This is a genomic window from Novipirellula herctigrandis, assembly GCA_007859835.1.
Taxonomy (GTDB): domain Bacteria; phylum Planctomycetota; class Planctomycetia; order Pirellulales; family Pirellulaceae; genus Novipirellula_A; species Novipirellula_A herctigrandis.
In genome coordinates, this window is the sequence record SJPJ01000001.1 from 7,380,784 (window position 1) to 7,393,186 (window position 12,403).

Sequence of the window (12,403 nt, forward strand, 5' to 3'; positions counted from 1 at the left end):
GTCGCAAATTGGCAACTTTTGACGCGTATCATGTCCCCATCGGAACGTCTCTGTTTGACGCTCATGTGCAAAACTGAAATCGGGATTGTCGCGTGAAGATTACGAGCATCAAGTTTTACCAAGTCGACTTGCCTTTACACGAAGGCACGTACAGTTGGTCTGAAGGTAAAAGTGTTGACGTCTTTGACTCCACGGTTGTCGAGGTTGAGACCGATGCCGGTATTACCGGTTACGGGGAAGTGTGCCCACTGGGGCCGGTCTATCTGCCCGCCTATGCGCGTGGCGTCCGAGCAGGCATCGAGGAGCTTGCTCCGGCGTTGATCGGTGAGGACCCTCGCCATTTACTTGTTATCAACGACAAGATGGACCGCGAGCTTAAGGGACACCCTTATGTGAAATCGGCAATCGATATCGGCTGCTGGGATATCCTCGGCAAAGCGGCCGGTCTGCCGGTTTGTGAGCTGATGGGCGGAAGGTATGCCGAAGATGTCACTTTGTATCGAGCCATCTCGCAGCGTCCTGCCGAAGAGATGGCAACGAACGTCGCGGAATATCGCGAACAGGGCTATCGGCGGTTTCAGCTAAAGGTCGGCGGCAATCCGGACGAGGATATTGCCCGAATTCGCGCCGTCTCCGAGATCCTTGAACCGGGCGACAAGCTTGTAGCGGATGCCAACACTGGCTGGCTGATGCATGAGGCGATGCGCGTCGTCAACGCCGTCAAGGACGTTGATGTCTACATTGAGCAGCCATGCACGTCGTACAAGGAATGCCTCAGCATCCGCCGAAACACAAGGCTGCCATTCGTACTCGATGAAGTCATCGACTCGACCGCCGCGATCCTGCAAGGGGCAGCCGATGGAGCGATGGATATCGTCAACATCAAGATCAGCAAGTTCGGCGGCCTAACACGAGCGAAGCAGGCACGCGACCTTTGTGTTTCTCTCGGGATCGCGATGACACTCGAAGATAGCTGGGGGGGCGACATCGTAACCGCCGCGATCGCTCATCTTGCACAAGGTGCACCGAGCGAACTTCAATTCACCTCGACGGACTTCAACAGTTACGTCACGACGTCACTCGCAGACGGTGCGCCGCAACGCGTGAACGGCCGAATGTCTGCATCGACCGAACCAGGACTCGGAATTCATCCCAAGCTTGATGTGCTGGGCGATCCTGTTTGGTGCAGTGAAGGGGCAACCTAACAATGGTCTATCTGATTCGCTTGTAAGCACGTAACGAACAGCCAACCTAGGAGAATACGAAATGAGTCAATCGTCCACCGCACGTATTTGCGCAGGGATTCCTGCCATCAACAACACGCTTTATCGTCGGCTTCAGTTCAGTGTCGGAGATCCGACCGCGTTGCTTGAAGTGCCAACCGAAAACGGCACACGGTCACTGCTGCTGTTACGCGACATCGAAATGGAGCGAGCCCGGAAATTCGCCAATGTCGATCTGGTCGGTTGCCCCGCTGATTTTTCACCGGAGTGCGGCCTGTCAGGTGATCGCGAAACTGCCACAGCACAGGCGGCTGCCGAATTCCTGCGTCGCGAAGGAATCAAGTGTGTGGTTGCCGACCGCAGCCTGCCGTTGATTTACGCTGAGTTCCTCCGTCGTGCCGGCATTGAGGTCTCGTGCGACGAGAATTTGTGGGTCACTGAGCGTCGACAGAAAAGCGAAGTCGAAATCGAACATCTGCGCGAAGCACAACGCGTCACAGAAGATGCAATTCAATTCGCTTGTGAAATGATCGCCACGGCTGAAGCCAGAACCGGCGGCGTGCTTTTTCGAGAAGACGCACCACTCACGTCGGAGCGTGTTCGGACCGCGGTCGATATGTTTTTGTTAGAAAGAGGATTCACGAACCCGACTTCGATCATCGCAGGCGGTCCGGCGGGCGCAGATTGTCACAACTACGGGGCTGGCGATTTGGTCACCGGACTACCCGTCATCGTTGATGTTTTTCCTCGCAGTCGAAAGTCTCTCTACAACGGAGATTGCACACGAACGGTTGTCCACGGCGACATCCCTGATGCAATTCAGGCGATGCACGCTACGGTGCGAAAAGCCAATGTAGCAGGGAAACAGGCGACGAAGGCGGGGGTGACTGGTGAAGACGTGCACCGCGCTACGATTCAGGTGATTCAAGCCGATGGATTTGACATCGGACTGCCGAGTGAAGATTCACCCGCTTCCTATTGTGCGATGACTCATGGAACTGGTCACGGAATCGGTTTGGATGTTCACGAGCCGCCGCTGCTGGACATCAAAGGGCCCACGTTGCTACTCGGTGACGCATTGACAATCGAGCCCGGTCTCTATCGTCGTGACCTTGGCGGCGTTCGCATCGAAGACATGGTGATTGTTACGGAAGACGGATGCATCGATCTAAATTCGCTTAATGACGGGTTGGAATGGTCATGAATAGAACGTGTACTGCCATATTCGCTGCCTGCATGCTCACCAGCGTGACTATTGCGAACGACAACAGCGACGCGAAATTTGAGCAGCTCGGTAAACAATATATCGATCAGTTCGCCAAGTTTTCGCCTGTGAACGCGACTTCGATGGGCGATCATCGCTTCGATGGAGAGCTTGACGATGTGAGTGACACGGCGCGAAAAAGCAAGCTTGCATGGCTTCGTGATCTTGCAAAGCGAATCGAAGGCATTGAAGCAACGCAACTTTCACGTAGTAATCAAGTCGACTATGCGCTGCTGAAACATTCGATCGAATACCGGCAGTGGAAGATCGCGGAGCTAAGGGAGTGGCAGTGGAACCCGCTGGTCTACACGGGAATCAGTGGCAACGCCCTTTACAGCCTGATGGCACGCGACTTTGCGCCGCGTCGCGAACGTCTATTGAATGCCGCTAAACGACTTGAACAGTTTCCGCGTTTCTTCGACCAGGTACGAAACGTGCTGGTCGCTCAGCGCGTACCTGAGGTGCATGCTCGCACGGCAGTCGCACAGAATCGTGGGGTTCTGAAAACCATTGACAATTACATTCGTCCGTTTCTCGCTGACCTTTCATCGGACGAGCGGCGGCGAATCGAAACTGCGATTCGGACCGCCGAAAACGCAGTGAGAAAGCACCAGCAATGGTTGGAAGCGGAATTGCTTCAAAGTGCGAAGGGCGATTACCGACTTGGAATCGAACGGTATGAACGCAAACTTGCATTTGCATTGCATTCCCCACTGCGACGACAGGAGATTCGTGAACTCGGCCAGCGGCGAATCGAATCGCTACACGATCAGATGTACGTGATCGCCAAACCTTTCTATCGCAAGCAGTATCCTCTGACGCGGTTTCCGGACAAGCCATCAGATCCATTTCGCCGCGCCGTGATCCGGTTCGGTTTGGAAAAGGCTTACCAGGAATCACCGAAAGCTGATGAAATTGTGCAGACCGCACAACGGTCGGTCGCTGACGCAACGGAGTTCCTCCGGAAGAAAGACGTAATCTCTCTCGTGCCCGATCCACTTGAGATCATCGTCATGCCCGAATTTCGCAGGGGCGTGTCATTAGCGTACTGCGACTCGCCCGGCCCGCTGGAAACAAATCAGCCAACATTTTATGCCGTCTCACCGCCACCGGCTGATTGGACGGATACGCAGGTCAAATCTCACTTGCGTGAATACAACACGCGCTCCCTTGACGTCCTGACGATCCACGAGGCGATGCCCGGCCATTTCCTGCAGTTGGCACATGCAAACCGTTATGAAGGCAAACTTCGTCATCTGTTTCAGTCGGGTGTTTTTGTTGAAGGGTGGGCTGTCTACACCGAATGGATGATGTGCGAGGAGGGATTCCGTGAACAAGACCCGCTACTGAAACTAATCACGTTGAAATGGTACCTGCGTGACGTGACCAACGCCCTACTCGATCAAGCCATTCATGTTGACGGAGTCTCGCGCAGTGAGGGCATGCGAATGATGGTGGAGGACGCGTTTCAAGAGGAACGTGAGGCCGCTGGAAAATGGACTCGCGCTCAACTCACCTCGGCACAATTACCAACCTATTTCGTCGGTTACCTGGAACACGTCGCACTGCGTCGTGACGCGGAAAAATTAGGGGGGGACGACTTTGATTTGAAGACCTACCACGACAAGGTCCTATCCTTCGGTTCGCCGCCACCCCAATTTGTTCGCGCATTGGTCCTCGACTTACCTATCCCCTGAGACGTCGTGGACTACGACGACACGTTTGCTTCACAAAAATTGCCCTCTATTGTGGTCTTGATATAAATTCGCAGATTTTTCGTGGCTGTATTCCGGCCCTAATGTGGCTGTATTCCGGCCCTAATGACGCCCTGTCTCGATGATCGTTCACCCGACGATTCCGCCCTCGAGCGAAAAGCCCGAGAGCTCATGGACGTCGGAATGACCGGTGTCATTTACTGCGGATCGAAGGGGGATTGGCCATTGCTCTCCGATCAACAGCGACAAGAGGGCGTTCGCCAACTGGTCGATGCAAGTGTTCCTGTCATTGTCGGTACTGGTGCTCAGAACACAGCCTTAGCAGTCGCTCACTCGGAACATGCTGCTGCCGTTGGAGCTGCCGGATGGATGGTCATCCCACGAGTCCTTTCACGCGGCGCATCGCCTACTGCTCAGCGACAGCACTTTGCTGCAATCCTTGGAGCGGCACCAAACCTGCCTGCTGTGATCTACAACAGTCCGCATTACGGATTTGAAACCAAGGCTGTTTTTCTTGATTTGCATCACGATTTTCCGAACCTTGTCGAATTCAAGGAATTCGGAGGCGTTGAGTCACTAACGTATGCAGCGGAGCACATCTCGCACACGAGTGACAATGTATTGCTCATGGCCGGCGTTGACACACAGGTTTCGCACTGTCTTGCTTTTTGGGGGCGAACTGGATCTTGATGGCGGGCATCGCAGTGTTGTATTTCTGATAAAGCTTGTGAACTTCGGGATGTTTCTGCCGCAGGTCATTCGCGTTCTTAGCAGCGTATTTCAACGCAACCAGTTTGCCCGCTTTGATTTGAGTCATCTCAATCTTCAGCGGTCCATCGTTCGCTATACCAATTTTGATTGTGCGTCCCTTCTCGGTTGCTTCGATTTTACGACCTTGGTAATCAGAATTTTGGGTGTCACGTCTTAATCCTTTGTGATGGGGTGAGAAATTGGAAACGGTCTATCCAGGTTGTAGTCATCCCAAGGCGATAAACCGTGCGTTCGTGGATCTTCGTTTTCAGCGAGATAATTTGCCAGCTTGCTTCTCAGGTCTGTGAGTGTTGCATGAAAACGCGGATCGCCAGCTAGATTCGTTGTCATGTCAGAGCCGTTTCGCTTGTCGTACAACTCTTCAGGTGGCACTTTGCCGAAACCGAGCGCAAACAAACGTTGGACGTCTGTATCGCCTTGGTTCTCTATGAAAAACGTCTTGATTCCACTTGGATCGATGTCACCGTAGGTGCCCCAGCCAGGAATGAGTGTTTCGGGATGACCAGCTGGGTAGCGATTCGGCTCGAAGTTGCGTATGTAGGTCCAGTCCTTCGAATGCAAAGCCCTCCGAGGAAAACCGAGATTGTGTGGGCGTGCAAGACAGTGTTTTTCAAAAGCCGACACGACGAATTTTCGTTTGTGATCCAAGCGACCAGAGTCGTGGGACAGGAGATCACTTTTAAGGCTCTTTCCCGTCATCGTGGCAGGGATGCCGAGGCCAGCAATCTCCAGAAACGTTGGGGCCATATCGATCAACGACACAGGACCATCAAAGACTCGCCCAGACGCGATGTGTTTGTCCCACCGAACGATCAGAGGCATGTGCACGCCGTATTCGTAAAGCGTCGCTTTCGCTCGTGGAAAGGGCATGCCGTTATCGGAGGTAAAGACGATAACGGTGTTGTCCATCAATCCACGAATCTTGAGAGTCCTGATGATCTTGCCAATCATCTGATCTGCCCACTCGATCTCCGCTAGGTAGTCGGACAATGCGTTGCGGATATTGGCGTTGTCCGGATAGAAGCTTGGAATGTCGATCGACTCGGTTGAGATACCGGTTTCTTGTCCTAGTCCCGGTGGATGAGGCAAGTGAGGCTCGGAGATGCCAACCCAAAAGAAGAACGGCGATTCCTCAGGAACCTGCTCGAGAAACGTCACAAAGTTCGAGGCATAATCATTTCGACTGATCCCTTTCGGCGCAGAGACAGATTTCTCGTTAAACGGTTTACCGATGGGAGCGTCATACGCACCGGGCGTGTTCTTTGTTCTCGGTGCGTAGGCCTTCCCCGTGTTGCCGATGGAGTAGCCGCTTTGCTCCAACACTAGCGGAAAGACGTCAAACTTCTCTCGAATAAAACCTGTCAAAACGCCACCTTCCTCCAATCGGAAAATGTCTTGCCCGGTTAGCACAGCCGCCCTCGATGGCGAGCACGAAGGAGCAGCACAATAGGCATTCGTAAAGCGAACGCCTCGTCGAGCAAGATCATCCATAGCTGGCGTGCGGACAGCAGAATCGCCATAGCATCCAACATGTCGCCAAGATTGATCGTCCGTCATGATGAATAAGATGTTCGGCGACTCAGCCGCGACAGCCGCCAAGTTCGATATCAACCCAAAAATCAGTGCCGGCGTCAGTACGAAGACTGCTGTTGTTCGCCACTGGCCTATTATTCGCATTCAACTGGCTCGTTTCACGGCAGCGGTTTCGATCGTTTTATCATTACGGACTCTTTGACCTTGTGCATGATACCGTCAACGAATTGGGCATTGACGCCAATCGATCATTTGTTTGCGTCATGCTTCCAATGACTCAAAGCAAGCCCAGGGCGAAAATGCCGGTCATCTCATGGTCTGGTTGCGTACGCAATTCAACAACGGTTTGTCGGAAATCACAGGTCATTGGCAAGTATTATAGGGACGCTATCGCCACAAACGTCCCACAACACAAAGACTCATGATGCTCCGCCTGCGGCACGACCTTTCAACATTCACGAACATTGGCATTGTGACGTTCGCCCTATTGAACGGTGCGATGGCAAGCGGCGCAGAGCCTACTGTTCCCGTCTTCAAAGACGGTGAAGCCCAAATCGTCAAAGCGTTCGAAGATCCCGACTACTGGATTCGCCATGACCTGTGGGTCCAAACGGAGTTCGACTCTGACGGCGATGACAAGCTAGATCGGATGCACGTCAGCGTCACACGCCCTCGTCAAACCGAAAGCGAGGGTTTGAAGTTGCCGGTGGTGTACGTTTCGAGTCCCTACTTTGCCGGCACGGGGGCGAAAGGGCAAGAGTTCTTTTGGGACACCAGGCACGAACTCGGGGCGACGCCTCCGCAGCGTGAGCACTTTCCCCCGCCTGAGCGAAAAGGACTGCGGCCGATTATCTCAAAGTCGCATGTCAAGGAATGGGTACCGCGCGGATACATCGTGGTTCATTCTTCTTCACCTGGGACCGGACTTTCACAAGGCTGTCCAACCGTAGGCGGCGACAACGAATCGCTCGCACCCAAAGCGGTCGTTGACTGGCTGTGCGGTCGAGCGCACGGATTCACGACACCCGATGGCGACGAAAAGGTTGTCGCCTTTTGGTGTACCGGTAAGGTCGGCATGACGGGAACCTCTTACAACGGTACGATCCCATTGGCCGCGGCAACGACCGGTGTCAAAGGACTAGAAGCGATCATTCCAGTCGCGCCCAATACGTCATATTACCACTACTATCGATCGAACGGCTTGATCCGACATCCGTTCGGTTTCTTGGGCGAGGATATCGATTACCTGTACGACTTCATTCATAGCGGCAACGAAACAAGGCGGGACCATTGCGACTGCGAAGTGCGAGACAAGGAAATGTTGCAGTCGCTTGATCGAGAGACCGGAGACTACAACGAATTCTGGGCCGGCCGCGATTACCTGAACGATCTAGAGCCACTGAATGCGGCTGTCTTGATGGCGCACGCTTTCAACGATTGGAACGTCGTTCCCGAACATAGCGTTCGCATCTACGAGGCACTCAAAGCGAAGGGCGTCCCAACCCAAGCGTTCTTTCACCAAGGAGGGCATGGTGGGCCGCCGCCGATGAAGATGATGAATCGTTGGTTCACTCGCTATTTGCACGGCATCGAAAATGATGTCGAGAATGACCCGCGTGCTTGGATCGTTCGCGAACAAAATGAACGTGACAAACCAACTCCCTACGCGGAATACCCCAATCCCGCCGCCTCACCCGTCAAGTTCTACCTCTCTGCCGGGGCGCCCGAACGAGGAAAGCTGGCAACCGTTGCTGCGGCCGATCAAGGAACGGAGACGCTTGTTGACAACTTTTCATTCAGTGGGGCGTCGCTTGCGCAAGCGGAATGGACGAATCATCGGCTGATCTATCTGACACCGAAGTTCTCGAAGCCGATTCATCTATCGGGGACTCCCCGCATTACCATCAGGGTCGCCGCCAATAAACCCGCTGCCAACCTCTCCATCTGGCTCGTCTCTTTACCCTGGACCGAGAACAAGAAGACCAAAATCACCGACAACATCATCACGCGTGGCTGGGCCGATCCGCAGAACCATCTCTCGATCACCGAGGGTGAACCACTTGTCCCGGGACAGTTTTATGAATTGTCGTTCGATCTTCAGCCAGACGATCAAGTCATTAATAAGGGACAGCAGATCGGCCTGATGATCCTGTCAAGTGATCGAGATTTTACCCTAAGGCCAACACCCGGGACGGAGCTAACGGTCGATTTAGATGCGACGTCCATCACCCTGCCAATCGTTGGCGGCGATGATGCGTTCGCGAAGGCCCTGTTGCAGTCCAAAGAGGATCATTAGTAATCAAGTATCGGAGGCTACTGCATGGGCCTTCCTGAATTGGCCGGGACTCATTCCCAACTCGCGTTGAAAGACAGCACATAGCTGACTTGAGTCCCGGAAACCACTACGCCGGGCGACCATCTTGACGGGAAGTTCCGGTTCCAAAAGTTGCCGCTTCGCGATTTCGAGACGAGCGCACGTGATCTCTTCGCCGACGGTGCGACCGACGGCATCCTTGAAACGCCTTTCCAGCGTGCGTCGCGACAGACTCGCATGCGCCGCGACATCGTCAACAGAGATGTGTCGGTGAGCATGTGTTACGATGAAATGCAGGCACTTTGCGACTTCCGCGTCGCTCACGCCGAACGCATCGGTGGACTGGCGTTTGACGATCGTACGTGGAGGCAAAAACGTTGGTTCCTCCGGTGGTAAGGCCCCCGACATCAACTGCGCAAGTAGACCTGCTGCTCGCATCCCAACCTGTTGATACCCCACATCAATGCTGGAAAGTTGCGGATTGGTATACTCGCAAACCAGCGGTTCATTTTCTATCGAGACGATTGCCACATCCCGAGGTACTTGGAGGCCGTGTTGTTCGCATCGCTCAATAATGAATCGGCCAAGAAAATCATCGGACACACAGACGCCGGTCCGCGGTTCCAATCTGCCGACCAACTTATCAAGTTGATTCGAGAACGACTGCCATGAAGAGATAGACTGAGAATAGGACCGATTTATCCGATTCACAGAATGTTCAATCGCGATATCGTGCGCCAATGATTCATAACCGGCGAGTTGCATTTCGACGCCACGATCATTGGAAAATCCAACGTAAGCGAGTCGCCGAAAACCAAGTGACAAAAGATGCTGAGTGGCCATCTGCCCAGCCTGATGCCAATCTGGATACACACCCGTCAGACCTGTGGCATCCGTGTTCAGCCAAACATTAACGGTAGGGATGTTCCGCTTCTTCACTTTGGTCGCCAGCGAACGTCCGATCCGTCCAACGATCCCGTCAAAGCTCCACTTGCGGTGCTGCGAAAATGAAAAATCGGCAACCGGGATCAGAGTTGTCTCCCAATTGGCGCTGACCGCAACCTGTCGAATGCCTGCTAACACATCGAGTCGCCGGCGAAGTGGATTTTGAACGTCAATCAAAATCGCAACACGTTGTCTTCTCGTGCTCCGCCTTTCTCCAAAAGTCAGTCTGCCATTGGCTTCCCTGACAAGCACACATCTGGCAACAAGCTGATTGACCGCAGCGCGCACTGGCGAAAAGCTGACACCATAGTGCTGAGCCAGTGCACCAATTGTCAACTTCGGAGGTCTTTCACCCGATCGAATACGGGCTTCTAGGTCCTGTTCGATGTAACTGGAGATCGTCATTCGCAACTCATCGCGTTCTAGTCACCAAAGCAATCGATAGCCTACTATGCTTTTGTGCACAATGTCTACTTCGGCGATGGAAATCGGCATTCAAGCTCCATAAATACCTGCCACTATGCGCCAGACGAGAAATTTCAGAGGGCCACCGGCTGAAGTTTGGACCAAGTCGCGACTTCGCCACTAAGCCAGTTCCCTGATCGAGATTGGAATCCCACGACGTTTACGACGAACGATGCTGATGATGTCGGACACGCGCTATCGAATCGTTCCGAATGCGACATCTGATCCTCAGTGCCTAGTATTGGCACCCACCCCACCATGGACCATTGGTTAACGTGCCGAACGGCTTACCGGGAGTGGGGGTTAGGATCTTCGTTGCTCCGGCTTGTGACGTGGTGGCCGCTTCCGATGCTTCTTCGATGTGGCCGAGACGGGCGAGTACAACGGCTTGCATCTGCTGAACTAGCCAATCAAGCTTGCTGGCACTTCCCAATGCGTCAAAAGCGTCTTGGCATTTGCCAGCTCCCACTAAAGCGGCCGACAGTACGCGACGCTTACGTGCCAAAACGACCTCCTGGACAATACTTGATCAGCGAGAATTCCAGCAAATCCCAAGCACTGAGGCAATTAAAAATGGATGGCCCCTTCTTGGTTGCTTTGAAAATCTTCCACCTATACCGGAATACTGATGCGCGTCCTGTCAAAAAACTCCGACGAACCACCGAGACGGTGATGTGCGATAGAATTGTCGCGAAATGGGTTGATATCTCAGAGGAGGTAGAACGACCAGTTGACAGAATTGGCAAAGTTTTACGACTCGACCCTTAAGTAACATCATTTGATCACTCCATAGCGTGAGACAGGATTCTTGTCTCACGCTTTCTTTTTAGCTGCCTAGAATTGGTAGCTTTCCACTGCCATGGAGAACGACCCCGTGGGGTCAAAAAACTCGACCGACGTTGAAACACAGCTGAAAACGAGGTTTCCTCGATTTACAGGACACGTATCTCAGCCGAGTTTGAGAACCATTCGGCGTCAGCAAGAGTAGAAAAGGGGAAGGGGGTCGTTTTTCGGGACTTGGTTTGATATTCTCTAGCGAATACGATCAATCTTTCTTTAGCCAACTGATGGTATGCCAAGAATCAAACGTGCCGATGAAGCAGGCTGCATCCATCATGCCCTTAGCGAAAAATGACCCCCTTCCCCTTTTCTTTCCTGGGTTTCATCTATGAATAGATCACTAACTACATTATTGCTGATGCTTCAGGTTAGCATCCTTGCTGGGGGGGCTTTAGCAGACCAGGTGTTGTTTCCAAACTCCGAGTTTTGGAGTGGTTCTATCGAGACGAAATATCGATGCTCAGCGGAAGGTGAAGCACCTTTTGTTGATTCCGAAAAATGCGAGATAGAATTGCGTTTCACCGAAGAAAAAATGATTGGGAAAAACAGGTTTCTTATTCCCGCAGAGTATTATCCGCCTCCCGCGCGAATAGGATACCACCGAAGCTACTTTAGCTATGCAGAATCCATGCCGATGAAAGTGGCCAAACTCCCAACATTGGAGGAGTTAAAGACGATCAAAAACGAGAGAGACTTGCAGGCTGTTTTAACCTCCCTGCCTTGGCCAGCCAGGGCATACGCGTCATCCACTGCCGAAACCTGGACGCCACAGAGAGATAGATCGAAGGAAGGTTTGCCTTTCGATATAGAGTTCACCTGGACTTCATCTGAACGCTGGTTCCAGTATGCGGCGACCAAAGAAGGGAGCATTAGAGTGATCGCCGTCTATGTGAAATTTGCTGAGCCTAAATTATTTCCCCGGGACGTGCGTTCCCTGTTAGTTAGAGAAGGATGGTTGAAACTAGAGAAATCAAATGGGGTCCACCCTTAAGTAACATCATTTGATCACTCCATAGCGTGAGACAGGATTCTTGTCTCACGCTTTCTTTTTAACTGCCTAGAATTGGTAGCTTGCGGTCGCCGAAGTAGTTGCCCCAGTGTGACTTGGGTAACGCTCGATGTTGATGAGATCCTTGCAAGCGGCTCGCGGTGCGTTGACCAGATTGCCGCTTCGATTGACGCAGGTTTTCATGCGTCTGCAAGCCGTTTTGGGATAGCTTTTGCGCGCCGGGCATAGCGCCGGCCGCAGCGGTGCTTTGACGCTTCGCTTGTTCGGTTGCAATGCTTCGGCAGAGGAAAAGGGGAAGGGGGTCGTTTTTCGGGACTTGGTTTG

At 53.0% G+C, this 12,403-nt stretch carries 10 protein-coding genes; 6 read left to right on the forward strand and 4 right to left on the reverse strand.

What is annotated here, in order from left to right:
• Nucleotides 1–92: 92 nt before the first annotated feature.
• The 4 genes from CA13_RS26850 (at nucleotide 93) to CA13_RS26865 (ending at nucleotide 4,892) form a co-directional block, all read left to right on the forward strand.
• Complete coding sequence (locus CA13_RS26850; protein WP_146401951.1) at nucleotides 93–1,205, forward strand: cis-3-hydroxy-L-proline dehydratase; 1,113 nt, start codon at nucleotides 93–95, stop codon at nucleotides 1,203–1,205.
• 61 nt (nucleotides 1,206–1,266) lie between these two features.
• Entirely contained in the window at nucleotides 1,267–2,427 is a 1,161-nt protein-coding gene (locus CA13_RS26855; RefSeq protein WP_146401953.1) for a M24 family metallopeptidase, read from the forward strand.
• Complete coding sequence (locus CA13_RS26860; RefSeq protein ID WP_419194878.1) at nucleotides 2,424–4,184, forward strand: DUF885 domain-containing protein; 1,761 nt, start codon at nucleotides 2,424–2,426, stop codon at nucleotides 4,182–4,184. Before CA13_RS26855 ends, CA13_RS26860 begins: the two co-directional genes overlap by 4 nt.
• Nucleotides 4,185–4,295: 111 nt before the next feature.
• Nucleotides 4,296–4,892 carry a dihydrodipicolinate synthase family protein gene (locus tag CA13_RS26865; protein WP_473087513.1) on the forward strand — a complete coding sequence of 199 codons (597 nt, stop codon included), beginning with the start codon at nucleotides 4,296–4,298 and terminating at the stop codon, nucleotides 4,890–4,892.
• A gap of 234 nt (nucleotides 4,893–5,126) precedes the next feature.
• Here CA13_RS26865 and CA13_RS26870 read toward each other — a convergent pair whose 3' ends face one another.
• Nucleotides 5,127–6,650, reverse strand: coding sequence for a sulfatase family protein (locus CA13_RS26870; protein WP_146401959.1), 1,524 nt, complete (start codon nucleotides 6,648–6,650; stop codon nucleotides 5,127–5,129).
• Nucleotides 6,651–7,005: 355 nt separating this feature from the next.
• Here CA13_RS26870 and CA13_RS26875 point away from each other — a divergent pair, with 355 nt between their 5' ends.
• On the forward strand, nucleotides 7,006–8,802 hold the full coding sequence (locus CA13_RS26875) for a Xaa-Pro dipeptidyl-peptidase (protein WP_419195162.1): 1,797 nt from the start codon (nucleotides 7,006–7,008) through the stop codon (nucleotides 8,800–8,802).
• Nucleotides 8,803–8,805: 3 nt separating this feature from the next.
• On the opposite strand, the gene CA13_RS26880 is transcribed toward CA13_RS26875, so the two are convergent.
• Nucleotides 8,806–10,170, reverse strand: coding sequence for a substrate-binding domain-containing protein (locus CA13_RS26880; protein WP_146401961.1), 1,365 nt, complete (start codon nucleotides 10,168–10,170; stop codon nucleotides 8,806–8,808).
• Between the two features lie 295 nt (nucleotides 10,171–10,465).
• Nucleotides 10,466–10,735, reverse strand: a complete 270-nt coding sequence (locus tag CA13_RS26885) for a hypothetical protein (RefSeq protein ID WP_146401963.1) — start codon at nucleotides 10,733–10,735, stop codon at nucleotides 10,466–10,468.
• Nucleotides 10,736–11,398: 663 nt separating this feature from the next.
• Here CA13_RS26885 and CA13_RS26890 point away from each other — a divergent pair.
• Nucleotides 11,399–12,061, forward strand: coding sequence for a hypothetical protein (locus CA13_RS26890; RefSeq protein ID WP_146401965.1), 663 nt, complete (start codon nucleotides 11,399–11,401; stop codon nucleotides 12,059–12,061).
• Nucleotides 12,062–12,119: 58 nt separating this feature from the next.
• Here CA13_RS26890 and CA13_RS35720 read toward each other — a convergent pair.
• Nucleotides 12,120–12,403, reverse strand: a 284-nt coding sequence (locus CA13_RS35720) for a hypothetical protein (protein WP_419194879.1), incomplete at its 5' end; no start/stop codon positions are given.